The organism is Fibrobacter sp. UBA4297 (genome assembly GCF_002394865.1).
In the GTDB taxonomy this organism is placed as follows: Bacteria; Fibrobacterota; Fibrobacteria; order Fibrobacterales; family Fibrobacteraceae; genus Fibrobacter.
The window spans coordinates 18,096-43,920 of sequence record NZ_DGUZ01000014.1 but is presented as its reverse complement, the minus strand read 5'-3'; the positions used below and the strand labels follow the sequence as shown (position 1 = coordinate 43,920).

Annotated in this window: 18 protein-coding genes; 12 read left to right on the top strand and 6 right to left on the bottom strand. The window is 48.9% G+C overall.

Going from position 1 to position 25,825, the window contains the following annotated elements:
* Positions 1–92 precede the first annotated feature (92 nt).
* The 3 genes from B3A20_RS07680 to B3A20_RS07670 are packed head-to-tail and all read left to right on the top strand — an operon-like array spanning position 93 to position 2,623.
* A complete protein-coding gene (locus tag B3A20_RS07680) occupies positions 93–908 on the top strand; it encodes a TIGR02147 family protein (RefSeq protein ID WP_290763304.1) in 816 nt (271 codons plus the stop codon).
* An 11-nt stretch (positions 909–919) separates the two neighbouring features.
* On the top strand, positions 920–1,771 hold the full coding sequence (locus tag B3A20_RS07675; protein WP_290763303.1) for a hypothetical protein: 852 nt from the start codon (positions 920–922) through the stop codon (positions 1,769–1,771).
* A gap of 48 nt (positions 1,772–1,819) precedes the next feature.
* Entirely contained in the window at positions 1,820–2,623 is an 804-nt protein-coding gene (locus tag B3A20_RS07670) for a hypothetical protein (RefSeq protein WP_290763302.1), read from the top strand.
* A gap of 75 nt (positions 2,624–2,698) precedes the next feature.
* Here the strand turns inward: B3A20_RS07670 and B3A20_RS07665 are convergent, their stop codons facing one another.
* Positions 2,699–4,036, bottom strand: coding sequence for a polysaccharide deacetylase family protein (locus tag B3A20_RS07665; RefSeq protein ID WP_290763301.1), 1,338 nt, complete (start codon positions 4,034–4,036; stop codon positions 2,699–2,701).
* A 324-nt stretch (positions 4,037–4,360) separates the two neighbouring features.
* Here B3A20_RS07665 and B3A20_RS07660 point away from each other — a divergent pair, with 324 nt between their 5' ends.
* The 4 genes from B3A20_RS07660 (at position 4,361) to B3A20_RS07645 (ending at position 8,665) form a co-directional block, all read left to right on the top strand.
* Positions 4,361–4,696, top strand: a complete 336-nt coding sequence (locus B3A20_RS07660) for a GIY-YIG nuclease family protein (RefSeq protein WP_290763299.1) — start codon at positions 4,361–4,363, stop codon at positions 4,694–4,696.
* Positions 4,697–4,841: 145 nt separating this feature from the next.
* On the top strand, positions 4,842–6,053 hold the full coding sequence (locus B3A20_RS07655; RefSeq protein ID WP_290763298.1) for an NAD(P)-dependent oxidoreductase: 1,212 nt from the start codon (positions 4,842–4,844) through the stop codon (positions 6,051–6,053).
* A gap of 50 nt (positions 6,054–6,103) precedes the next feature.
* Positions 6,104–7,012: a hypothetical protein gene (locus B3A20_RS07650; RefSeq protein ID WP_290763297.1), complete on the top strand. Its 909-nt coding sequence runs from the start codon at positions 6,104–6,106 to the stop codon at positions 7,010–7,012.
* 258 nt (positions 7,013–7,270) lie between these two features.
* Complete coding sequence (locus tag B3A20_RS07645) at positions 7,271–8,665, top strand: MATE family efflux transporter (RefSeq protein ID WP_290763296.1); 1,395 nt, start codon at positions 7,271–7,273, stop codon at positions 8,663–8,665.
* A gap of 205 nt (positions 8,666–8,870) precedes the next feature.
* On the opposite strand, the gene B3A20_RS07640 is transcribed toward B3A20_RS07645, so the two are convergent.
* The gene (locus B3A20_RS07640) at positions 8,871–9,686 is read right to left on the bottom strand and encodes a GGDEF domain-containing protein (RefSeq protein WP_290763295.1); all 816 of its coding nucleotides are present in this window, start codon (positions 9,684–9,686) and stop codon (positions 8,871–8,873) included.
* Positions 9,687–10,071: 385 nt separating this feature from the next.
* Here B3A20_RS07640 and B3A20_RS07635 point away from each other — a divergent pair, with 385 nt between their 5' ends.
* Both B3A20_RS07635 and B3A20_RS07630 read left to right on the top strand, forming a co-directional pair.
* Positions 10,072–14,739 (top strand): fibro-slime domain-containing protein, encoded by a 4,668-nt coding sequence (locus tag B3A20_RS07635; protein WP_290763294.1) that lies wholly within the window; start codon positions 10,072–10,074, stop codon positions 14,737–14,739.
* A 159-nt stretch (positions 14,740–14,898) separates the two neighbouring features.
* On the top strand, positions 14,899–15,237 hold the full coding sequence (locus tag B3A20_RS07630; protein ID WP_290763293.1) for an SPOR domain-containing protein: 339 nt from the start codon (positions 14,899–14,901) through the stop codon (positions 15,235–15,237).
* A gap of 238 nt (positions 15,238–15,475) precedes the next feature.
* Here the strand turns inward: B3A20_RS07630 and B3A20_RS07625 are convergent, their stop codons facing one another.
* Positions 15,476–19,573, bottom strand: a complete 4,098-nt coding sequence (locus B3A20_RS07625) for a hypothetical protein (protein WP_290763292.1) — start codon at positions 19,571–19,573, stop codon at positions 15,476–15,478.
* Between the two features lie 7 nt (positions 19,574–19,580).
* The gene (locus tag B3A20_RS07620; RefSeq protein WP_290763291.1) at positions 19,581–20,477 is read right to left on the bottom strand and encodes a glutamate--tRNA ligase family protein; all 897 of its coding nucleotides are present in this window, start codon (positions 20,475–20,477) and stop codon (positions 19,581–19,583) included.
* Between the two features lie 161 nt (positions 20,478–20,638).
* On the opposite strand from B3A20_RS07620, the gene B3A20_RS07615 reads away from it, so the two are divergent.
* Both B3A20_RS07615 and B3A20_RS07610 read left to right on the top strand, forming a co-directional pair.
* Positions 20,639–21,223, top strand: coding sequence for a hypothetical protein (locus B3A20_RS07615; protein ID WP_290763290.1), 585 nt, complete (start codon positions 20,639–20,641; stop codon positions 21,221–21,223).
* Positions 21,224–21,229: 6 nt separating this feature from the next.
* The gene (locus B3A20_RS07610; protein WP_290763289.1) at positions 21,230–21,796 is read left to right on the top strand and encodes a 3'-5' exonuclease; all 567 of its coding nucleotides are present in this window, start codon (positions 21,230–21,232) and stop codon (positions 21,794–21,796) included.
* A 169-nt stretch (positions 21,797–21,965) separates the two neighbouring features.
* Here B3A20_RS07610 and B3A20_RS07605 read toward each other — a convergent pair whose 3' ends face one another.
* On the bottom strand, positions 21,966–22,976 hold the full coding sequence (locus B3A20_RS07605; RefSeq protein WP_290763288.1) for a glycoside hydrolase family 3 N-terminal domain-containing protein: 1,011 nt from the start codon (positions 22,974–22,976) through the stop codon (positions 21,966–21,968).
* Here B3A20_RS07605 and B3A20_RS07600 point away from each other — a divergent pair.
* The gene (locus tag B3A20_RS07600) at positions 22,969–23,109 is read left to right on the top strand and encodes a hypothetical protein (protein ID WP_290763287.1); all 141 of its coding nucleotides are present in this window, start codon (positions 22,969–22,971) and stop codon (positions 23,107–23,109) included. The two genes, B3A20_RS07605 and B3A20_RS07600, sit on opposite strands and share 8 nt — an antisense overlap.
* 185 nt (positions 23,110–23,294) lie before the next feature.
* Here the strand turns inward: B3A20_RS07600 and B3A20_RS07595 are convergent, their stop codons facing one another.
* Positions 23,295–25,823, bottom strand: a complete 2,529-nt coding sequence (locus B3A20_RS07595; protein WP_290763286.1) for a DNA topoisomerase III — start codon at positions 25,821–25,823, stop codon at positions 23,295–23,297.
* Positions 25,824–25,825: the final 2 nt, after the last annotated feature.

Sequence of the window (25,825 nt, the reverse complement as noted above, 5' to 3'; positions counted from 1 at the left end):
ATTTCTGTGAAAAATCGAAATTTTTGTATCATTTTACCTATTGCGTGGTACTGATAAATGACGTATATTTGAGTTTGTAAGGAGGTTAAAACATGAAACCGATAACAGAATATCAAGATTACCGAAAGTACATGCTTGATTATTTTGACTGGCGAAAAAGAAGTTCTGCGTTCTCATGGCGCGAATTTTCCAAGATCGCCGGATTCTCGTCGCCATCATACTTAAAACTTGTATGTGATGGCAAGAGCTCGCTGAGCCGTGTGGGCGTCCCGCTTGTGGCTGCCGCGATGGGCCTGAATGAATTTGAACAGGAGTATTTCAGGCTCATGGTCGAATTCACGAATGCCAAGGACGATGACAAGAAAAAAGAGGCGTTTCTCAAAATGAAGGGGCTTGCAAACGAACAGCGCGCTAGAGTGTTGGATGCTGATGCGTTTGACTATTACGAATCGGCGGTGAATTCCGTTGTTCGTGAACTCGCTCCGCTGATGCCGGGGGCGCTCCCGGGTGAACTTGCCAAGAAGATTAAGCATACGTTTACGGCGCAACAAGTCCGCGATTCGTTAAAACTCTTGGTAAAGCTCAACATTCTCAAGGCGATTGGCGAGAACGTCTACGAACAGACAGACAAAGTCATTACTGGTTCGGGCGATGCGCTTAAGCTTGCGCTCCGCTCCATGAATGGTCAGATGATTGACCTTGCTCGCGAAGCCATCGAAAAAATTGCTCCGGGTGAACGCAACATCTCGGGCGTGACGATTGGCGTTGACGAAGCTACGGTAATACGCATCTCTGAAGAAGTGGACCGTTTTCGCAAACAAGTTATTGCTATCGCTAGCGAATCCAAGAAGATCAACCAAGTTTATCGTTTAAATTTACAGCTTTTCCCGCTGACGGAAAAAGTGTAGGGAGGAAACCTATGAATATCAAAAAAATCATTCCGCTTTCGTTCACTGCGTTGAGCGTGATGGGGGCCTTTACCGCTTGCTCCGATAATAAAGTGGTTGGGGCTGACGAACAAGCTAACACAATGGCAGAACTTTCTAGTTCGTCTGTAGAGTCGGGCTCGTCGAGCTCGAGTATTGAACCGGGTTCTAATACTGATATAGATATTGCTGCTAGATTAAAGGCTATTTACAGACCGAATCTTGCTGCGGCTGTAATCGTATCCAATGAAAAAGTTATTGAAGATACCATTAATGCGCATGAAACATTTGAAAAAGCAATCCAATCCATAATTGATGATGATTCGTATAAAGCGACGATTGCTGATACTGCAGAGTGGAAAAAATTTGAAGATTTTGATGGCAAAACATCGTATTACAAGATGGATGATGTGAATGCAATGGTGGATGAAAATGGTATAGTTCATGGTCCGTTGCATCGTTATGTTCATGCTTACCCTCCTGAAGGTAGAGCTCATAAGTATATTGGCTGTTCTTCATCGGGTATAATTTCTCCCTCTAATTATCAAATGAGTGCTAGCGATGAAGAAAGATGGTCGCTTTTTGAATCTACAGATTCTGTTGCCCTTGAACAATTTAGACAAGATTGTGCTGCGGAAAATGGCGTTATGCAAGAAGGTGTTGGTGCAGGAAAATATGGAGACATTGCCTTTTCTTTTACGGGTATTGGTTGCAGTATTTTCAAATCTCCTGGCGATACAACGCGTGTTGATCGAGATCCTTATTGGAAAAAGTATGCAACGATTATTGTTGAAAGTTGTGTAACAACTGAAGATTTCGATGAATTGTTTGGTTTAGGCGACTAAATATATAAAAGGTTATATCTTTAAAAACTTTATATAAAGGAAAAGATTATGAACTTCAAAAAAATCATTCCGCTTTCGTTTGCTGCCATGAGCGTGGTGGGCGCCTTTACCGCTTGCTCCGATGATAAAGTGGTGGGGGCTGACGAACAGGCTAATACGATGGCTGAACGTTCTAGTTCGTCTGTAGAGTTGGGCTCGTTGAGCTCAAGTAGCTCTTTGCAAGGTTGGAAAATTGATCGAGAAGGCGCTTTAGCAGCTCTTAGAAGTGTACGTAAAGAAACGGCGATTGCTTATACTTATCTGGCCGGAGATTCTGCTGAACAAATAGATTCAGTTAATGCTTATGAATCTTTTGACAGAATTGTTCAAATAATCTTCAATAAAGATGGTTCTATAATCTTTGATGAGAATGCTAGAGGGTATGATGATAATTATCGGACTTATGCGGTGATGAAGGACGAAGAGGGCTTTGTTCATGGAGGATTATTGTTTGAACATGGGTTTAAAAACGTAGAACCTGGTTCGTCTCTCGAATTGACATGCACCGGATTGAATAATTGGTATCATGTATACTTTAGATTCGTAGATGTTTATGGAGTCCCGGACTCTGCTGCTATTAAATATTTCAGATCCACAGATTCTACGATGAGGGAACAGTTTAGACAGGATTGTGCTCTTGAAAATGGCGAATTGGGGGATTATCCTAAATTTTATCCTGATTTAGGCTGTAGAATTACACCCAAACTAGTAGATGGTGTCCTGACGTATAAAGATCCCTATTGGAAAAAGTATGCTACGCATATTGTCGAAAGTTGTGTATCGCCCAAAGAACTGTCTTATTATGAATTCTAATGTAAATAAATACCTTTAACAAGAAGCCCGCTCCAATCGGAGCGGGCTTTCCCTAAACCACAAACTTTTTTAGAACTACTTGATCTTCAAAGACCAGGCTTTATTGCCGATTTTTACCACGTATACACCCTTGGCGCCGGTGTAAACTTTCTGTTCGAAGCCGAGGCCTTTGGTTGTGCGGACAACGTTACCAAGGCTGTTGAACACGGTGATGTTCATGCCTTGTGCACCCTGAACGACGATGTATCCACTTGCGTCTACGTAGGCGGCGAGGTGGCGACCGTCAAATGCTTGCGTTGGGAGCGCTGTTGTGCTGCTCGAAGATCCGGCGACTTCGCTAGAACTGGACTGCGGCGGTTCTGCGCTGCTAGAAGATTCCGGGGCTGCGTCGGCGTTCTTCACGACAATCTTGCCTGCGTTCGGGACTGCATCAAAGTAAATGTAACCGCCGTCGACCTTGGATTCGAGCTTTGCGCCGTCCTGCGTGACTTCGACCTTCTTCCAGTCGCTCTTTACGCGAATAGAAAGCGGATAATCGTACTTGGAAATGTTGTCTGCGATGCTGTGCTTGAGTTCAAAAGCCATCGTGTTTGCAGCCCCACCGTCCTGCGGTTCGATTTTAGAGGCCTTGCGTTCCTTGATGTACATGGCGACGTAGCCCATCGGAGCAACCCAAATGTCCTTATCTTTCTGCTGAGCATACTGGAGGGAGCTTTCCATTCCTTTCGCATCGGTCGGAGAGTAATTCGCAAAGCCATTTGATCCCGTTGTAAATCCATGCGTCAAGAATGCAACCCAACCGCCTTGATTAACAGCCTTATCCATATTGCCCTTGAAGTCGCTGGTGCCCTGATTGCCCGTCATCATGGCGGCAACTGCAGCCCAGTTATTTGGACCGTCCTTGCCCATAATGTCGGATCCGCCGCTCCAACTTGCGTTGCAAATTCGTCCGACAACATAGTTCTTCAAAACTTGGGCGTCACCGGGAGTATTGCAGTTCGGGTAAGCGAGAGTGATGACACCGTATTTCTGTTGAACCTTTTGGTTGAGCGTTCCCTTGGACGAAGCGATCTCGCTAGATGGCATAGCGCCGTTTTGGGGGTGGCTGTCGCTATGGCTTGCAATTTCGTGACCAGAGGAGGCTAATTTTTTCACTCCATCCCAGTTGAGCATTCCACTGTTACCACCGTTAGCCCAATTGGTGACGATATTGAAGGTCGCCTTATAGCCGTACTTGTCGAACATGGGCAAGGCGATATCGACATCGCTTTGCGGGCCATCGTCAAAAGTGAAGGAAACCGCCGCCTTGCGGAAACCCGACCAGGTGGCAATTTCTGCATTCTGAGCGAAAGCAGCGCCTGCGGCAAACATTCCAACTGCGACAGAGGCAATAGAAATTTTTTTGTAGTTCATTATCCACACCTTGTTAATATTACGCAAAAATAATTTACCCCCATATATAAAGAACCGTCCCATGTTAAATTTCTTTTTGTTGTATAGTAGTGCAACAGTACGCATTGTCATTCCCTGCCACTGACACTGTCATTCCCCACTTGATGGGGAATCCCCCTCACGCTGTCATTCCCCACTTGATGGGGGATCTCCTCTTGTTCCGAATTCTGCACTGTCATTCCCCACTTGATGGGGAATCTCCTTCTTGTAACATTTATTTATCAATAAATCTTGATCAATATCTCTGAAAAAAGCGTGTTAAATAAGTAGACATTAGGAGAAACAATGAACGACAACTATTACGTTTACATATTGACGAATAAATACAAGACCGTCTTTTATACAGGTGTAACAAATAATTTGTATAGAAAAACACTTGAACATAAAATGAAGCTGAATGAAGGCTTCTCTGAAAAGTATAATGCCGACCGCCTTGTTTACTATGAGCTTTTCTTCAATATTGCAGATGCTATAAAGCGAGAAGAAAGACTAAAGCGTTGGAAACGTAAATGGAAGATTGAATTGATTGAAAATTTTAATCCGCAGTGGAAAGACTTGTTTGGCGAAATAGGAGATGCCTGCTCGGAGGCAGGCATGACAGTCTCAACACCTAAATCCTAATAACTAAACATCTACCAGCCCGCATCAACTCGCTAACTTCTACCAACAAACATCTACCAGCCTGCATCAGCTAGCTAACTTCTACCAACAAGCATTTACTAGCCTACATCAACCGACTAAGTTCTAATATTCTACATTTCACCTCATGGATTTACAGTCGATTCTCTCTTCCGTCCTAGACGAAGTTTACGAAAAGAATGAATACCCCGCACTTGCGGCGCTCGAAAGCGAATGGACGCATACCCACCCGTTCGATGGCTTACGCGTGCTGGTGGCGACTCCGATTTACCGCAATACGATGACCGAATATCGAGCTCTTTTGGCGGGCGGTGCCGACCTTCTCGTGGGTTTTTCGGGAATGAACGACCCTGATGTTGTCGATTTTTTGAAGGATTGGGGCATTCCCGTTGTGACGCCTGCCGAAATGCTCGAAGCCGAATCCCGTGGCGAATTTGTGGACTTGGTGCTCGACTGTGCGGGGCCTTTTGCGGTGCTTCATCCGAAAATTGGCTTTGTGGAACTCACGCGTTCGGGTGTACACTATTATAAAAATGCCGAAAAACCGGTTTACGTTGCCGATAGCGGTATCGTCAAGCGAATTGAAACCTCCTTGGGCACGGGCGATGGCTATTTCCGCGCTCTCGAAAAGCTGGGCTTTGGTGGCGATTTCGAAGGCAAGAAGTTATTGGTTTTTGGTAGTGGCAAAGTCGGTTCGGGAATTGCGCTCCAGGGCGTGCGCCGAGGCTGCAATGTGACCGTTGTGACGGACTTGAAACGCGGGCAGTCTCAAACAGCGAATTCCGAAAATGCTGAACATTCCGCGGCTCCTGAAACAATGCCCGCAGGCGATTTTTCTGCCGTCCTTGAGCAAAATGACGTGGCTGTCGTGGATTGCCATGACTATGCAACTGTCGCCTCCTTGATTGAAAATTCCGATTTTGTGGTGACGGCGACGGGTGTCAAAAATGCCCTTGCTGCCCCGGAATTGACGGAAGCACTTCTCTCGACCCAGGCAAATCTTGCCAATATGGGGGTCGAAGATGAATATGGCGAAGCTGTTCCTGCTGAAAAAGTGCTCAACGATAAAGGCCCGCTGAACTTCATTCTTGAGGAGCCTACGCACTTAAAGTACATCGATACGTCGCTCGCGCTCCATGCCGCCCTTGCCGAACGCTTGGTTCAAGAAGCCGCGACTCTTGAAAACTCTTCCGATGCTGCTTCTGCTGAAAATTCCGCCGGACTTCGCTTTCCGCCGCAAGAAATTGAGCAGCGCTTGCTCACCATCGCTATCCAAAATGGCGTTATCGGTCCTGAAATCTGCGGAATGCTCGGCTTTTCGCCATCGGAGATTGAATAAGTAAACCTTCTGAGCGCCTTGACGCGACATCATAGCCCATACCTGAAAATATGTCCCCAGAAAATTTCAAAAAGGTCGTCGACCTCTGCAATCAAGTTTCGAACATCACCTACGAGAACTTGACGAAAATCATCCGTCTGGAACAGACGGGGAGCGCCACCGGCGCCCGCAAGCTTGACGATAGCGATCAGAACGATATCGACTCCTGGATGGGCGGCGGCACCTGCTTCAGCATGACGTGGCACCTGTACCAGGCGCTCACGGATATGGGTTTCAAGCCGCACCTTGTGATGGGCCACAAACGCAAAGAGCGCAACATCCACTGCGCCCTCATCTTGCCGGACCCCGATTCTAATGTCACTCTGGAGGCACATAGTGCCGATAGAGCCCATAATGGATCCTATCGGTCGTTACACTCCCTCCAGGATGACAAAAGCAACCTTTTTTCCCGGTCTGTCTCCCCGGCCTCCGTGCCGGGGTCGGTTCTCTCGTCTAATTCCTACCTTCTTGACCCGGGTTACTTGATTTTTGACCCGCTTCAGATGCCGCTCCCGCAGCCGATTGGCACTGGCGAAGCGTTTTTCCCGCTTTCTCCGAACTGCGTGCGTCTCGTACGCCCGACGCTCGAATCGATGGAACTCTGGACAGGTGGCGCAGGCGCGCCAATGAAGCTCCGCTTCGAGTACCCCGTCGAAGGCGTCTCTGTCGAAGAATTCAAGCACCACTGGAACGAAAGCTTTTATCGCGAAATGATGACTTACCCCGTGCTGAACCGCCTTGACCGCGAAAAAGGCATCCAGTATTACTACCAGAAGGGAAACCTCGTCGTTCGTAGCAGCACAGGCTCGCAAATGAAGCGCATTGAGCCCGCCGACCGCGTGCAGACCCTCAGCGATATCTTCAAGCTTTCGCCTTCCATCATCGAGCAGGCCCTCCAGATTCTTGAGAAAAAGCACTAGGCTTTTGCTGACCTTGTCATTCCCGGCTTGACCGGGAATCTCCTTTAGAGGAATGGAGGTGCCCGCTCATTGGCGGGCATGACAGCTAAGAGGTGTTTTAATATTCAAATTAAAAACTTGGCAATTGCCCCCAAATTTTCTATCTTTGCGCCCGAAAATTGAGGTTTTTACGAAGTTTTCCGCATTTTGCGGTTATTTTGAGCGGCTCCGCGCATCTAGTCCAACCATTTGCGTCTTGCGGGCCTCACGGGTGTGTTTATGGAAGATGTAATAAACAATAAAAAACTTAACGCGATGGGGACGGCGAGTATCCCGAAGATTGTCATGCAGTTTTCGGTCCCTGCCATCATCAGCATGCTGGTTGAAGCGCTCTACAACATCGTGGACCGCTATTTCGTGGGTCAGGGCGTCGGTAGCCTTGGTATCGGCGGCATCACCATCTGCTTCCCGATAGCCCTTTTCATTATGGCGATGTCCATGATGATTGGCGTGGGCGGCAACACGCTTTTTGCCATCCGCCTCGGCGAACGCAAGTACCAGCAGGCGGCCATCATCCTCAACAACTCCTTTGTGTTGCTCATCATGATGGCGGTGAGTTCCTTTACGCTCGGCCAGATTTTCATGGAACCGCTCCTCAAGCTCTTTGGCGCAAGCGACCAGCTTTTGCCTGTGGCGTCTAGCTACATGCGCATTATCTTGTGCGGTGCGATTTTCCAGACGATTGTCCCCGGCATGAACCACTTTATCCGCAGCATGGGCCACCCGAAAACGGCCATGACCCGCGTGATGATTGGCGCCGGCAGTAACGTGATTCTAGACTGGCTTTTCATCATGAAGTTCAACTGGGGCATTGAAGGTGCCGCCTGGGCGACTGTCTTGAGCCAGTTCATCGGCGGCCTTGCCGTGATGCAGTTCTTCGTGAAAAAGACGACGCCTATCAAGGTCAACCGCCGTTACATGAAGCTCCGCCTCCCGTACGTGCGCAAAATCTTTATTCTTGGGCTCCCGCCGAGCATTATGCAGATTAGCAACAGCCTCCTGAATGCCATTCTTGCACGCAGCCTCACGGCGTATGGCACTCGTGACTTGCCGGTCGTAAACGGCATGGACGGTGGCGACCAGGCTATTGCCGCATTCGGAATCCTGATGAGTATCGTCTCCATGATTGTTTTGCCACTCATGGGCTTTGTGACGGGCTCTCAACCGATTATCGGGTACAATTACGGTGCCAAGTACAACAACCGTGTCCGTGACGCGCTCAAGTTCACCATGCTTTATGCAACGGCGTTCATCGTGATTGCATGGCTACTCGTGATGACGAATACGCTTGCCTTTGTGAAGCCGTTTGTCCCGAACGACCAGAATATGCAACAGCTCACGTGCAAGGCGCTCCGCACGTTCATTTGCATGATGCCGTTTGTGCCGCTAGGAATGGTGTCGGGTAACTTTTTCCAGGGGACGGGTAAGGCCTGGCGTTCTATGTTCCTGAACGCTTGCCGTCAGCTCATCTTGCTGATTCCGTTTTTGCTGATTATGCCACGCTTTTTCGGACTCCGTGGCGTGTTCATGGCGCAGCCCATCGCAGACTTTGTGACGGCCGTTATCGCCATAATCATGCTCCGCGCCGAACTCAAGAACATCCCGCGCATCTAGCTCTGTCATTCCCCTAACAGGGCTTGACTTGTTCGTCTCGGATATAGAAACATGCAAGCATGTTTCTGCATCACTCGGCTCCTTTGTCATTCCCCTACGGGGCTTGACTGCTGCGGGTATCAAATGCGAGTTCACAAGTGACCTCTCGCTTGATACCCTTGCATGTCATTCCCGCCTCCGAGCGGGAATCTCCATCTCGCCGCATTTACCCCGCAGTATTGAGCAGTCCATCGCTTTCGGCGATGAGCTCTTTCGTCTGCGTGACTTCAACGCCCTGTCGCGACACAAGTCCAATGGAAATTGTCACCGGGATTCTCGAATCCATCCACGAGAATATGTGGCGTTCAATGACCAAGCGCATTTTCTCGGCGCGCTTTTTCGCATCTTCGGGCGAAATCCCGTTCATGAGGAGCAGGAACTTTTCTCCGTCATAGTGCGCAAGCAAGTCGCAGTCGCGCTTCTCGTCGCTCAATAGCCTTGCAACTTCCTTCAAAATCAGGTCGCCGCACATCTCGCCACAAGATTCCACCCAACGCTTGAATTCATCGACACGGATCATTGCTACATGGACAAATGCGCCTGCACGACGTGCGCAGACAAGCTCTCCTGCCGAGCGGTCCAAGAACGTCTGAAAGTTCAGAATCCCCGTCAGCGGATCTATCGTCGCCGCCTCGTACAGTTCGCGGCTAAAAGCCTCTTCGTTTTGATTCTTGTAGGCGACCTTTAGCACCATCTTGCCAATCTGGAGCCTGTTGTCCGTGTTGAGAATCTGCTTATGTATATAGTTACCGTCAACGAACGTTCCGTTCGTACTGCCGAGGTCTTCGACCGTCACGCTCTGGCCGTCAAACGTGAGTGCACAATGCCTGCGGCTTACCAGCTCGTCTTCAAAGCGGATGTCGGCGTCTTGCCCGCGACCGAGCACCACGGTCCCTAATTCGAGCGGGAGCTCCGCGAACTCGCTTTGCGGGTACAGCACAATCAGGTGCGGATGAACGGCCATTGGTTTTAAAATTTCCATAGAATCCCTCGTATGCGATAAAATATAGAACTCTAATGGAGGGACTAACTCAATCTCCATTCTGCTTGCGGGGTATCCATGAATCCGCAAAAACTTTGTTTCTGTCGCCCCAAGCATGCGCTTTATAATACGCTCATGATACAGTTGTGTTTGTAATTGAAATTTTACTTTTTTGAAGCGGTTCGCAAAATTGTTTATTTGGTGTTAAAAAAGTGTGATTATACTCAAGATTTTCCCAACATAAATTTTTTTTCACATATCTTTAACAGAAAAAATTTCCTTTTTTCAATTAAAAAAGTAGATTTCACACGGTGTAGTCTATCAAGGAGGCTGGTCTTCTTGATATTCAACGCGGTCAGAGAGAACCGAAATGGAAAGAAATACAATGAAGAACAGAATCAAATCCTTAAAGTTGTGGGTGTTGAGCTGTGCTATGCTCATTGCCGGTGTCCAAAGCGCATCGGCTTCATTGACTGGGTGTGAGGGAACCGTTTATCTCAAACTTCCTGAAGGCTGGAAAACTGCATATACTGTAGCCGGCGGCCAGTTCGTTGCTTTTAAAAAGAGTACTTCGTTCCCCGACTGGTATGAAACTTCCTCAACAGCCATTGGCGGCACGAATGGTGCAACTGAGTTCTTCATCTCTGTAGCCGAAAACGATTATGGTCAAACTGGTGGCATTACTAAGGCTGCAATTGGTAAGCAAATTCAGTTTGCTCAAGGTAGTGGCTTCTCTTGTGCCGATTTTGGGAAAACGACCAACGAGCTTTGGATTCAGCCCAGCTTTGAAGATGCTGCCAAGCCTTTAGTGCAGGGTGAACCGCCTGACGTCAAGTATCTCTACGTATTCTTGCCGGATGACAAGATTTGGAAGAGCTCTATTCCGATGATTAACGAAGACGGAGTAGATCGTGAAATGGATTTCGATGGTGAAAACTGTGGCTGGTATTTCAGACGTTATGTAAACCAGGCGCTCCCCTCTAAGGTCTATATCCACCGTGATGACGATACCGAACTCAAGTATGCTATCGGCATGGGTGGTCAGGAAGCTTATGAAAATGGCGAAGCTCCCGAAATGATTGATTTGGCCGGTATGTTCGATATCTATTCCACAGAAGCCGCTTTTGCTGGTTCTCTCTACTTTGTGGCTGATAAGAAAAAGGCTGCAGATCTCCCCAGCACCATGCTTGGCTGGTATGTAGAAAGGCCGAACATTCAGGGTAACTGCTCTTACAACCTCGCTGCTTTTATTTATGATACCGATGCAAGCTTGCATCCCTCTTTCTCTTGCTATGGTGGACCGAGCGATTCAAAACCGCACGATCCGAATCCTGACCATGATGCTTGTCAGTTTGTTAACCAGACGAATGCGGCTAGCGGAGCAAACAAGGCTGAAGCCCTTAAGGCAATTTATGCATGTATCGGTGTGACTCCGGGAATTGTCGAAAGCACTTTGGATAAGGCTACCAAGAAGCCTAAACTCACTGCTGCTGGTAAAAAGTGCTTCATTGACGACAAGTATTTCAATATGCTCTTCAACTACACTCCAGGTGTGAACGAATTGACTTGCTTTGACATGCCGTTCCATCGTTCAGATGATGGCAAGTGGGAATTTGACTCTGACTTCTATATAAGCCCGGGTCTTACAGTTCAGGGTGGATTCTACCCGGTTGAAGCTACGGACGCAACTAAGCTTGAAGAAGCTAAGCCTGGTCAGACTGCACTTCTGGCAGCTCGTACCAAACGTGACGCAGAAGGTCCTGTGTTCTATGGTCCGCAGTTGCGCGAACTTGACCCTGTCGAAAAAATCCCGCAAATTGACGTGCTCTGCAATGGCCCCGGTTGGAAGGGCGGTCACGATTGCACCGATCTCTTTGCCGATGGTGAAGGTACGGAAACTTTCTATAGGGATTTAAGTCTCGCCAATGCGCAGGCATGTGTGTTTGGTTGGAGCTGCCCGGATAAGGCTCCTGCTGGTTGGGCTTTCTTTGTGGATGGTACTGAAACGCCTGCTAAACCTAATGCACAAGGTCAGGTTCAAGGCTCTCCGCGTTGGTCCTCTAAGGAAGAAAACGGGGGGGTTGGCCGTAACCAGCACTTCTGCTTCGAATCCCATGCAAACTTCCGCTTTAAGAAAGGCCTGAAGTTCAACTTCCGTGGTGACGATGACATTTGGGTCTATATCGACAATAAGCTTGCTGTGGACCTTGGTGGTACTCACCTTGCTGCCCCGGGCTATGTGGACTTGGACAAGTTTATGCCCAATGCTAAGCCGGATTCCACTTATGATATTGATATCTTCTTCTGCGACCGTCGTACAACGATGAGTAACGTCCGTATCAAGACGAACATGTTCATTGAACAGAACAACGATGCTGACTATGAACCTGAAGGTACTGATGTCGAAGGTGCTACAGAATACGTCCTCAAGTATGCAGAATCCGGTGGTGGTAGCTGCGCCGCTAAGGTGAATGGTGGTGCCAAAGTCCTAGTAGGCGATGAAATTCCTGCTGCTGGTAAAAAGATTACTTTCCAGTTTACAAGAAATGACCCGACCGGTTCTCTCCCTGGTTCGATGATTATTTCTCCGGAAGAATTCGAATTGGAACCGGTTCAGTTGAATGGCGTTATTGATGTAACGCATCCGGGTCGTCCGATTGTCAACGAAAAGCTTTTGCGTGAAACCTTGACGCAGGGTAAGTACTATCTGCGCATTAAGATTGAAGGTAGAATTACTGACATTGACTGGACTATTAAGGGTAACGTTGGCATTTCTGCTCGCGATGCCGTGATTGAAACTCCTGCTGGCCAAAGCCCTGTTATTCCGTTCAAGTCCTCTATCATGGGTACGGACAAGAATCCGACCGTTGACCAGATGATTCGTCTTATTGTCGCTCCGGTTGTTGACCCTTGCGGTGGCACCGCTTGCACGACTCCGCTTAAGTTCACGCCGGGCTTGAACGATGAATACTCCTTGGTCTCCTCCAATGGAAAGGCTGTGTTCTACGAAATGAAGAATGGCGAATTGAACCAGTTTGATCCGTCTAGAACGCGTAATGTTGGCACGGATGGTATCGATACCATTTATGTGACGGTTCCGTTTGCTGAATTCGATGCCTCCGAAGTCGAAAAGGTGACTGTCAATGTCAAGCAGAGCTCTCTTAAGGCTGAACTCCAGTTCTTTGCCCCGAAGATTGTCTTTGTGAAGTCTGAAACTTCCTTGGAAACTGCCGATGTGTCTAAGGATCTTGAACATGACAAGATGGAAATGGTGGACTTCTACGTTCTCGCCCTCAATCCGGACAACACTCCGTGCACGGATTGCAACTTCAGTCTTAGCCGTGGTTCTCAGACCTCTCCGGGCATTGTCTTTGTTGCCGGTGCAGATAATACGATTAACGTTGTGAATGGCCGTGCAACCGTTACCCTTTACTCTACTCAGAAATATGATAGAGAAACGACGGGTACGACAGCAACGCTTCACTTGACCGGCCCGGCCGTGACGCTGATGCAGGCGGTCTATCCGAACCTCATCTTTAGAGAACCGCCGGTTCCGACGCCGATGCTTGCTGATATCTTTGACGTTCATGGAGCTCTCCCGACTTCCGCTATGAATGTTCCGACTCCGTACTTCAGCGAACAGACGGAATATCTTGATGGTATCGCAGACTCCTTGACCATCTACTACGCTCGTCAGTTCCATAAGGACTCCCTCCCGGAAAAGATTGCAGTCTTCTGGGATGAAGACGTTAAGGATTCCGTGCTCTTTGAAAAGGCCGAAGTTCTCGCCGGTTCTGTTTGCGGTGCTGCTGCTGGCATCGATGATACGTTGTGCCTTGCTCGAATCACTCTTGGTGGCAAGCAGCTCTCCAAGAAGGTGAAGACTGGTGGTACTGGCAAGATCAAGTCCTGGGCTACATTTAAGTCCCGTGGCGCAGTGGTCACGCAGGATTACTCTTGCAACATCTTCGATCGCATGGCTCCGGTTATTATCGGTGCAAGAGCGACCAACGAAAACATTGGTGGTGTTGAATATACAAGATTGAAGATTGAATTCTCCGAACCGATTGCAAAGACCACGGAAGGTATTGCTGCCGGTAACGAAGTGTTCTCCTTCTACATCAACAATGGCAAGACGCCTTCTTTCGCCGAAAGCCTCCCGCTTTCTAGAGCATCTTCTGTTCCGGACCAGACACCGGATAAGACCTTGTCCGTGCTCTTCGACAAGACTGGCGTGTTCCCGCAGTCTGGTGACTACATCCACTTCAGATCGCTTGCAGATGCAGGCCTTGTTACGGACCAGTCTGATTACGCTACATTCCCTGGTGCAGATACGCTCCGTCCGGCTAATGACGCAAGCTTCAAGTGGAACGTCGCTACGGGTTACGAAGCTGCCGCAAATGGTCGCTTGCCGTCTCCGTGGGCATTGATTTCTGGTGAAGTGAACGTTTACGCTGCAAGAATCATTCCGGAAGCAATGGGTGGCATTCCGAAGACTCCGGGTGAAGCCGCAAACCTCGATCCGTTCGAAATTATTGCTTATGACGCCAACAAGACCGAAGACGATTTCAGAAAGGATATTCGCGCAGGTCAGGGTGAATTTGACAAGTATTCATTCATTCCGCACGGCTGGTTTGTCAAGAGCGATATGGGTGCATTGATTGAATCTAAGGAAGAATTCGTCAATGCAAACAAGAAGAACGTGTTCTTCGATTACGATCTCACCTTCTTCACGAACTTGGGCTCGCATGTAGCTCACTTGAAGGGCCGCGTATTCTGCGATGACGACAAGAATATGGAAGTCAACAAGAAGTATTACTTCGGTGGCGCTGGTCACAACTGCGTTGAAAACCGTAGGAACTTCTTCATCCTCTGGAATATGAAATCTGACAAGAACCGCCTCGTGGGTTCTGGCGCCTACATTACCAAGTTCAAGGCTTATGTACAGCTTGACAACTTCGGTAAGAAGAACAAGGTCGAAAAGACTGAAGTTTGGGGTGTCCGTCATGCTGCCAAGACCAAGGGAAGTTTCCCGATTACGATTAAGCAGTAATCCGCTTCTGTAGAAATTTAAGAGCCTCCCTTCGGGGAGGCTTTTTTATCTCCTGTAGGAGAGTGGTTTCACAATCCTTTTTCTATATTTTACGACATGCGAAAGTTTATAATTGCAGCTTCTTTATGCGCTATGGCTTGGGCCGGAACGCCAACTGATATGGATTCTCTTTTCCGCGGAAACGAGTACAAGCCGACGCTTAGTGCTTCTCTCCGTGACACGACTAGCAATTCTGCTGTGCCTGCCAAGGTTTCGGGCAAGAGTGAAAAGTCCGATGGATTCTATATGCTTCAGTTCGAGGCTGTCGGTGATTTTGACGCCGCTCAAAGACGCAAGGCGCAGCTTTCGGCAAGCACGGGCTACACGATTCAGGTGGTGTTTGACCCGCCGTTCTACAAGCTCCGCGGTGGTGGATGGAACAAGCGCAAGACTGCCGAAGACAAGGCTCGCGAGCTCTCCGCGTATAACATCAACGCGTTTGTCGTCAAGCTTCGATAAGCGCGTAAAAGACTGCCTTTTTACAATGTCACCCCGGCCTTGTGCCGGGGTTAGTTGTTATAAACGTTTATGGAAGTTCAATCTCGTGAATAGTATTAATGCTGAATGGGTTGATTTGTCCGAAAAGATTGGCATTACAAGAGATATGATTGAAAATGCCAAAGTGCATGCACAGAATGCCGACCCCGGAACGGAGTCCGGGGAGACAGATTGCAAATAGAGATTATAGCTGAGGCGCCTACAGCACGCCGAGAATTTGCTTGATGCTGTGATCGTCAAGTTTCAGAAGGGCGCGTTCTTCGGGTGGCACGTATGCCATCTTGCGTTCGCTGTCGGGCCTTTTGGAACGGTCGCGAAGCACTACGTTCTTATTCGTGTGCGAGTAGAAGAATGGCCCTGTCTTGACGAAAAGTTTTTGGTGTAGCGCTTGCTTAATAGCTTCGCTCAAGATGGTATTAATCTTTGCGCTTGTGCGCTCATGGTGGTGCAGTTCGAGGAGTCTCTGCAACAGGACGTCTCCGTGGATGGGAGATTCGCTGTCTACGTAGAACTTCAGCTGTTCGATGAGCGTATCCATCGCGATATCTGTAATCGGCTTGTCGCTTTCGGCATGGGCCGGGTGCTTTACGCTGTACGGTTCCGTTTTGGCTTCGGAGCCTTGCTCTGCATCGTCAAGAGGGATGTCCTCTTGCGGTGGCGGTGCGACACTTTGCTCAATGGCGATTGTCGTGATGAGGTTTTCTTTTTCGTCTGCGTTGGAGATGTTCCAAAGCGGGAGCCACATGTTGATGACTTTCCAATCGCGCCTGGAGAGTGCACTTGGGCGCACGTATTCGCGGTCTTCGACGGATTCCTTATACAGGCTGTAGCCACAATCGCTTTCGATGACGGCAATTGAACGCTTGCTGTTGTTGGCGTCGATGATGACTGGACCTAGTGGAATGCCCCCCTGCGTTGTGCTGTCTTTATACGTAATCAATTCGCTTTTGAGGAACTCTTTAATTTGTTCGCTGAATGCGGATTCCGTTGCGTCAGTGGATCCCTTGACCCCAGTGAAATTTATCCATTCCTGGAACAGATTCGGCTTGGCGGCGGCAAGTTTATCTTTGTCTTCGTCCGTGATAAAGATACAAACGCTTTGCTTGGCAAGCGTAGTGCAAATCGAAAGTCTGCGTGTTGCGTTAACGCCCGAAATGCTGTCTATATCGGGAACCTCAAAAATGACGTCTCGGTACAGGTCTACGGCTCGTTCAGGGGTCTTTATATAGAATTTATTTAAAATATTCCCTTGCGTGAAAAATTTTGCGATGCTTGAAGCGCTGGAATTCTTTTCGAGCAAATCTTGGATTGCGGTTTCTATTTCGCAGCAGATCGTATGGCTCGAGGCTATGATTCCAAGTGTTTTGCCAGGATTCTTGGTGGCGTGCTGTATGGCCTTTTCAGCGACGGACTGGATCTTGTTGCGGACAACTTTTAGCGTTTGCGGTTTTCCGGAGGTCACTGTGGAATTCGGGAACTGCGCCATTTCGTTATTGTAGATTTTGCAATTTGCAAAACTGAACAGCGTGGGGTCGGCGTATTGTGTTGTGTAACCGATGATTCGCGTCGGAATTCCCTTGCGGAGCGATGCTGAGAGAATGTTGTCCTTAAAAAAGATAAACTGCGATGTCATTTCCATGTTGCAGGCATCCGTCGGGAGCGCTTCTAATGCCGGAGCGCACGGGTTTCCAAAGAGGATGACTTTTCGGGACCTTAAAATGACGGGCATGGCTTCGGCAATGGTGATGCAGTCAGCATCTAGAATTAGCGTTGTATCGAATAAATCTGAATCAGGAAGGTAGGATTGCGATAAACTAATGCTTTGGAGCAAGGACGGGGCTTTTTCGACGGTCTCGTGTGCCATGCGGAAGTTCGCGTTCGAGAACTGGTCTAGAAGTGTCCTAAATTGCTTACCCTGTTGCTTTCGATTCTTTGCTGTTGGACTGAATAGTTCCGGGCAATCGGCAGTCGCCGTCTGCATTTGTGCGTTTGTCCAGGCACGGGTAAATGCAACAGCGATATCCTTGTTGGCGTTCTGTACGTTGCTTATGAACTGTGCAAGATTCTCACATGGCGAATCGCTTATGTTGTCCATGTGCTCGCGGAGTTGCAGATAAATGTCCTGCTCGCTCCAGAATGCATTCCATTGCTCAATTTTGTCTATCCACAAGTCAACGTTTTGCACGTCCAGGGGTTCATCCAGATTGAGCGACTTGCTGATGCTTTCAAGCTTCTTTTGCAAATCTTCGATGCTTGCAAGGATGTTTTCCAAGTTCTCGGCGAGAGGCTTGAACAAATGCCACTTGGCTAAGAGCTGGAGCAAGTAATCGGACTGGTTATTATCCTTGATGCGGGCGCGGAATACGTAGTAATGGTGGATTTTTTCCGACAAAAGTTTCCAATCGGTCTTTTCGTATTTCCAGTCTTTGCCGAATAAATGCGAGGCGAGCACCGATGAATCCTTGTACTTACGCCTGTATTCCTGTATTTCAATGAGTTTGTCGATTTGTTCCAAAAGCATTTCGTCAGACGTGATGCTCTTGGGATTCTTAAAGGCGCTGAGCAAAATGCGTTTGGGCCTGCGGTAATGATCCGAGAGGGCTTTGAGTGTAGAACTCATGCTCTCGTTAAATTCCTTACGGACATCAAGCACGTTCATGTCGATGGCTTCGTCGGTGAAAATATCGGAGCCTTTGCGTCGGTAGCTCGACCAGCGCGTGCCTGCATTGGGCAAGTCGTATAAATCGTCTTGGTAGGCGATCCAGCCGTTTGAATGGAGGTCCCAGTCTTCGAAACCCGGCATGTCGTCAAAGTTTTTCTTGAAAATATTGGCAAGGTCAAGCGCATCTGAAAGTTTGAATCCGTCAAGATAAAACTTGGACTTGTTCATGCTTTCGATGAACGGTCTGATGGTTTCGACTAAAGTCTTAGCCTGTTCGAGTTCTTCGCCGATTTGTGCTTTGCGGTCCTGCGAAACGGCGGGTAGCGTGATTCCCTGGAAGGCGTTGTAAATCTTGACGCCGTTTTCGTTGAAGAGCAACTGCGTCAACTGTTCAAGGCTTGATTGCATGGACTTGAACTTTGGGTAACGCAAATTTTCGACGTTGTTGAAAATGTCATCTGCAAACTTTGTCTTGACTGGCTTTAGCTTTGCAATTTCGTCGAGCAGTTCTGTGAGCTTTGCGCCACTTGGCTTGAGCGGAAAATTGACCGCGTCGTAATAGGAGACGAGTTTTGCACGGGTCTCGCTTAATTGCGCTTTTACAGTGTCGCGTTCGGGGCCTTGGAACGAACGGAACTGCGGTTTCCAGGCGTTTTCAAAGTTGTACTTGGTGATGGCGCGGCGGCTCACGACGCAGACTTTTTTCTTTTGCTCGATGAGGTCGGCGACGATATTGACGGCTGCTTTAGCCTTGTCGCTTCCGGGGAGTGCTTGTATGGCAAATGCTGTGCATTTCTCGTTTAGCGCGTCGATTACCGCTTTGTTTGTCTGCGAATCGGTCGTGTACGGGAAGTAGTGTTCCGCAGGGCTGTACACGTGGTCGTAAGGAATTTCGTCAAAAAGCGATGGCTGTGGCATGAAGCCTTCATTGCCAATGGTCGCAATGAAAAATTCGTTGTTTGCGGCTTTGGCTGTTGCCCAATGGTCGCTTGCGAGCGTCTTTTTAAGGCCGAGCCTGTTTGTGCTGTAGAAGGTGATGCAGTAGCCGTTACGTGTAAATTTCCAATCGGCTTTGGACGCTATCTTTTTTTCGAGGGCGTCAAAAAATTTCTGGATGGCAAAAGTCCCGTTCTTGAAAAAGTCAAGTGCTACAGGGAACTTGATTTCTTTATCAAGTGTCGAAAGAGCAATATTTTCTATTGGGGCGCGAGCAGAAATTGCAACTGTATCGTGCTCGGCATCGTAATCGAGCGGGATAAGGATGGCGGGCGCGAGGCTTTTTTCGCCCCACTTGATAAAGCCCGTTGCCATGTACAAATCCTGGTTGCAAAAGTCTTCGGCTTTGTACTTGAGGACCTTGCGGAACTTGTCGAGGTCGGCGGCTTGCTTTTCCTCATCGTATTTTGCAGAAATGGGGAAAAATTGCGAAAGTGCGCGCGGCTTGGACTCGGTTTGCCAAGCTTCGAAAAACTGGTCACCATTGCCTAAAAGGAGCGGCGACTGGAACTTGTTCTTTTGAGAAAAACTGAGCAAGCGGTCTTTGCTGTCAAAGACGGATGCCTCTTCACGAATTTTTTCAATAGTTGCGGACACGGACGTTGATGCCATGCCGTGAATATAAATTTTTTTAACCAAGAAAACGCTAGAGAACGCCCATAATTATGGATATCGCGTCAAAGAGGGATATCGGCGAGTCGCTTGCCGTCAGGTGCGCCTTGTGGCAAACGCGTCCAAAGAGCATTTCGGGCGTGATGCCCGCCTCTTTGTCTTGGCGCAGGCTGTGGGCGAGTTCTCGCTTGGAAAGCTTCTTGTTGTTATCATCTACGATGAGTGGGTGGTGCAGATAGACGGGACGTTCCGTGCGGCCTAGCGCTTCCATGAGCGCAATCTGGCGGGCGGTGGAATTGCGGATGTCTTCGCCACGGACGATGTGCGTGATTTGCTCGTCGATGTCATCTACGCAGACGGCGAACTGGTATGTCCATTGGTTGTCGCGGTCGCGGATGGGGAAGTCCCCGCATTGGAGTTTCGGGTTTTCGTGAAAGTCCCCTAGACGCAGGTCGTGCCAGTTGATGAATTTGTCAGGAACGATAAAACGAAGGTTATGCGGAGCAGAATTGCTATTCAAGACTTCACTGGGTCCTTCGCTTTCGCTCAGGATGACAAGATTTTTGCATTTGCCCTGATAAACGATTTCACCGGTTTCGCTTTGCGGGTTTTCGGCGAGGAGTTGCTTGCGGCTGCAATAGCACGGGTAAACTAAAGATTTTTCATTTAACTTTTGGAGGGCCGCTTCGTAGACTTGTCCGCGTGCACTTTGTATGCTCTCAGAATCGTACTTGAATCCAAGCCAAGCCAGGTCTTCTCGGATGCCAGCGATGTAGGCGGGACGCGCACGGCTCTGGTCATGGTCTTCAATCCGCAGGTGGATCTTTAAGTTCCATTTTTTTGCCGCTGCCCACACATAAAGTGCCGAAAGCAAGTGGCCTTCGTGGAGGTAGCCTGTGGGGCTTGGAGCAAATCGAATTTTTCCGGACATGGTGCAAATTTAGGTTACAAAACAAATATAAGTTGTAAAAATGTTATTTAACGCACATTTTTTGTATGAAAAAACATAAATATTTTGTTTTTTTCGTAAAACGCGAATTTGTTATATATATTAATTCATGATATGGGATGTGTTATAAAAACGGAGTACTTATGGGTGGAATGAAACTTTCTAGAGCCTGCGTGGCTCTATTCTTTGCGTTTGCAGCAAATGTGTTTGCTGAAGACGTGGTCGCAATGGCCTCGAATGGCTCAACGGTTATCTTGCATGACAATGGCCGTTGGGAATATCACCAGAATAACAGTAGAATCCGTGATGTGCGTGAAAGCGCCATCCCTGAAGATGCCAAGTTCAACGTGATGGTGGAATACGAATCTCCGGATCGCGTGCGTAAGAACGTTCGCCTTGCTATGGAAGCGGAATTCGCCACCGAACAAGAAATTCTTGACAGCTTGAGGGCTGTTCCGAAGGGCGGTTACATCTATTTCCAGGTGAAGACATCCCAAATCAAGAAAGGATACCCACGTAAGTTGACGTACTCGTTGTACGATGGCGGTAAGAAACCTATATTTACGAAAACAGCTTACGATACCGAAGCGGTTCCGAGTGAACAGAGCGGCATTTCTAATTTGCTCGTCGTCCCTGTTTACGGGCACCCGAAGTCGAACGTGATGCTTGCGCGTGTGCAGGCTCGCAATGGGATGGAGACGCTCGATATCGATATCCCCGTTAGGTAATTTGCATTGCTAAAATTTGCGGTAGTCGATCTCGAAACGACCGGCGGACATGGTGAAGATAATCGTATAATGGAAATCGGAATCGCCCTGATGGACGGTTCCGAAATTGTTGAAACGTACCACGCGCTTGTGGACCCAGGAAAGCCGATTACGCCGTTTGTGCGAGAGCTCACAGGCATCACTGACGAGATGGTATGTGGACAACCGCAATTTGGCGTGATTGCCGAACATGTGGCGGCTTTATTGCAAGACCGCATTTTTGTAGCGCACAACGTGCAGTTTGACTGCAAGTATATGACGGCGGAGCTGAAACGCTGTTGCATCAAGTTCAACCCGGCAAGACTTTGTACGGTAAAGCTTTCGCGACGTGTGTTCCCGGGGCAGCCGAGCTACAGTTTGCACAAGCTTACGGAATCGCTTGGACTCCCGGACTTTAACCATCACCGCGCTTTGGACGATACGCTTGCGGCGGCTGCCATTTTGCAGTCAGCGCTGGAGAAGGTCGGCGAGGCAGGCGTGATGAAAAACGTCGTGAATATCTCCGTCGCCAAGAAGCAGGCTTTTAGTAAGTAGTCATTAGTCAATAGTCTTGATTTGTCATTCCCGCCTACCTGTCCTCGCGCCTGTCCTCGCTTGACGGGGATGACGGGGACGAGCGGGAATCTCCATTTTATAGAACTAGAAGGAGAAGCCCTATCAAGTAGGGCTTGACAAAATGTGTTCGCGCACGACTCGCGGAATTCTATAACTTCAAAATCCCGGCTTTGTATTTGAGCTTCAAAACGCGGGCAGCGGATTCTTCGATGCGCTTCTTGTATTTTGAGCTTTTGTCGCAAAGCTCCATCATGATGTTAATCATGTCCTTGGCTTTAGATGTGTACGAAATCATCATGATGTCATTACCTGCGTCGATGATGGCTGTGATGAGGCGCTTGAAGTCTTTGTCCGGGTAGGTCTTGCGAGGAGCGATTTGCGTTTTGCCACTGGCCCAGGTGCGTAACGAGGTGCCCCAAAGGTCGTCGGTAAGCATGACCATGTCGGGGGCGTATTGTCGGACCATCTTGACGATGTTCTTGTCGAAAACGGCGGGGCGGTTGGAAATTCGTATAAATTGCACGCTGGACATCATGGTGACGGGAATGTCCTGGGCGAGTGTCTTGAAAAAAAGCACGTTTTTTTGAATGGTTTCTTTGGGCGATGCGCTAATAGCTATTTGCAAGTCGCTGTTGGTCCAGGAATCGTAACCGGGAAAGTGCTTTGAAACGCAGATGATGCCGTTGTCGTGCATGCCGTTGACGAATGCTCTTACTTTGTAAGCATTTGATGTGTCGTTACCCCACGAGCGGCGGCTTTCTTCCATGAACGAATTGGTGCCGCGGTGGTCCTTGGATGGGTCAAGCACTGGCGCCAGGTTCATGTTTATTTTTAGGTCTTTGAGCGCGCGCCCGATTTTCTTGGCGAGCTTGTGGATTTGCGTGGTGTCCATGCGGCGCATTTCAAGGGCGCTGGGGGTGTGTCGCCAATTGTCGGAAAATGATGCCAAACGGTTGACGATGCCGCCTTCTTGGTCGCTGGCGGTGAATACTGGAATTTTTAGGCTCGAATTGATTTCGTCGATTTTGCGTATGGTTTCTTTTGATTCGCGGAGATGCTTCCCGGCGATGAGTAGACCTCCGATTTCGTTTTCAATTACAAATTGCGTGGTCGTGAGGAACACCATGATCATTTGGCCTGCCTTTTGGCGCATGGACATGGAATTCCACAAAGGCATAAGTTCGTCGGGCAAGTTGTACGGATTAGGCTCGTTTGCTGCGCTTGATGAGGACATCATCAAGCACATCGAAACTTCGGAAGAACTCGATTCCGGTATATATCGGTCGATTTGATAATCTTGCGCAAAGAGAGAACAAGTCGCGAAAAGAGCTAGTGTAAGTAGAAATCTTAAAGGCATGGGTATGAAACTTAGAGCTTAGAACTTAGAACTTAGAACTTAGAGCTTAGAACACTCACTTTTATCTAAAAGAAAATAACTAAGTTCTAAGAGCGGAGCGGGCTAAGTTCTGCTAACTAATTACTCTTCACTCTTTTTCTTCGCTCCGAATCGGCGGGGCTTGAATTCACGCGGCGGAAATTCGAACTTGAGCTTGCCCTTCACGAGCGTGAGGTACGCGTCGAACAGGCGGCGAGTCTTATTGCTGCGGAAACCCTTGATAAGCGAAGTCTTTTCGCCGGCGAGCAATTTCTTGATGTCATCAAGCGGAATTTCCTTGCCGAGGAGAATCTTCGGGAGCGAAAGCCCACTCGGTTCCTTCTTCACGTAGCTTTCGGAGACGTAGCCCGTGAGCGTTTCGTAAACGTCGGAGCCGTCTACCGGAGACTTGCCGATAACTTCACCGAGTTCGATTTCTTCGGGCTTTTCTTCAAAGACAAATTCAACTTTGTTCTGGTCATTGATGATGAGGCCTGCTGAAAATTCAGCGCCCTTCTTGCTGCGGAAACCGGTCAATGGGCCAATCTTGCGCTTGGTCAAGAGCTCTACGATTTCACTTTCGGACAAGTGCTTGCCGCCCACAATCTTGCGGATGACGATGCCATCTTCGGTGGTGTAGCGGCTGACCGTTTCGAAAACTTTCTTGCCGTTCACGGGGCTGAAGCTTGCTTCGTCAGTCGTGCTTTCTTCCTTGAAACCCTTGATGTTTTTTACCATCGTCTTTGTCATTTCGACGATGCCGTTCATGAACGCTTCGCGAGATTCCTTGCCCTTCGAGATGAGGTCCATCTTGTATTCCCATTCTCCGGTGAGTTCCGGGCTGGTGAGGGCTTCGCAGTTCATGGCGGAGAGGACCTTGATGAGGTCAAAAGCCTTTGCGGTCGGGATCATTTCCTTGCCGTCGCGGACAACGTACTTGTCGCTCACGAGCTTTTCAATGATGGCGGCGCGTGTGGCAGGCGTTCCGAGACCGCGTTCCTTCATGGCGTCACGCAGTTCGTCGTCTTCCACAAGTTTACCTGCACTTTCCATCATCGACAAAAGCGTGCTTTCGGTGTAGTGTGCAGGCGGCTTGGTAAAGTCTTCTTTAGCGTCAATTTCGAGCGTTTTGGCGGTGTTGCCGTTTAGTTTCGGGATGTTCGATTCTTCATCGGATTCCTTGCCGTAAATCGCCTTGAAACCCGGGTCCACGAGAATCTTACCTTCGGTGATGAAGGTCTCGTTTTCGACGGTCGTGATGCGGGTCGTGTTCAAGTACTGCGCTGGCGGGAAGAACACCGCGATAAAGCGCTGGCAAATCATCGTGTAGATTTTTTCTTCGGCTTCGGAGAGTCCCTTCGGCACGACGCCTGTCGGGATGATGGCGAAGTGGTCCGAAATCTTCGAGTTGTCAAAGACCTTCGGCGTGCGCTTCACGTAGTTCTTGTCCAAAGCTTCTTGAGCGAACTTGGCGAGCGGACCTTCAATCTTGCCGAGGGTGGTTTTCACCGGAGCGACGTAATCTTCGGGCAAGCAACGGCTATCGGTACGCGGGTATGTGGTTGCCTTGTAATGTTCGTAAAGCGATTGGGCTATGGAAAGCGTCGTCTTGGCGCTGAATCCAAAGCGGTTGTTCGCTTCGCGCTGGAGCGTGGTGAGGTCATAGAGCTGGCCGCATTTTTGCTGGCTAGGAGCGGTGGTCTCTTCGATGGAGCCTGTTTTGCCCTTGCACTTGGCGAGAATTTCTTGAGCGCGAGCTTCGTCAAAAATCTGCTTGACGCGGTCCTTGTTATTTTCTTTATCGACGGTGAACCACTTGCCTTGGTAACCGGCTCCGGAGTTGTCGAACGAGGCTTCGATGGTCCAGAACTTTTGCGGCACAAAGCGGTTGCGTTCTTCTTCGCGCTTCACGATAATGGCAAGCGTCGGGGTCTGCACGCGTCCGCACGGCGTAATCTGGAAGCCGCCCATCGAGCTGTTGTAGGCGGTAAGTCCGCGGCTGCCGTTCATGCCTACGAGCCAGTCGGCTTCGCTGCGGCAGAGGGCGGCGTTCCTCAAGTTCACCATGTCTTCTTCGGTACGGAGGTGTTCAAAGGCGTCCTTGATGGCGGCAGGCGTCATACTCTGCATCCAAAGTCTCTTGAACGTCTTGCCTTTGAAGTTCCCCTTGAGGATGTAGTCCACGATGTAATAGAAAATCAGTTCACCTTCGCGGCCCGCATCGCACGCGTTTATAATCGTCGTCACGTCCTTGCGCTTGATGAGCTTGCCGAGGGCGGAAAGATGGGCTTTAGTGGTCGGGAGGGCAACGAGCGGGAACTTTTCCGGGAGCATGGGGAGCGTCTTCATGTCCCATGCCTTGTAGCGTTCGTCAATATCCTTCGGGTCAGCGATACCAACGAGGTGGCCAATCGCATGGCTTACGATGGTCGTGTCGCTTTCGTAATAGGCGGTTTCTTTCTTGAAGGACTTTGCACCGAGCACTTTGACGAGGTCGGCTGCCACGCTGGGTTTTTCCGCGATGATGAGCGTCTTGCCTTCGACTGCCGCCTTAGTCGTCTTTGTTGCTTTTGCGGCGGTTTTTGTTGCTGTGGTTTTAGTCGCCTTAGTTGTAGTTTTTGTCGTTGCCATTT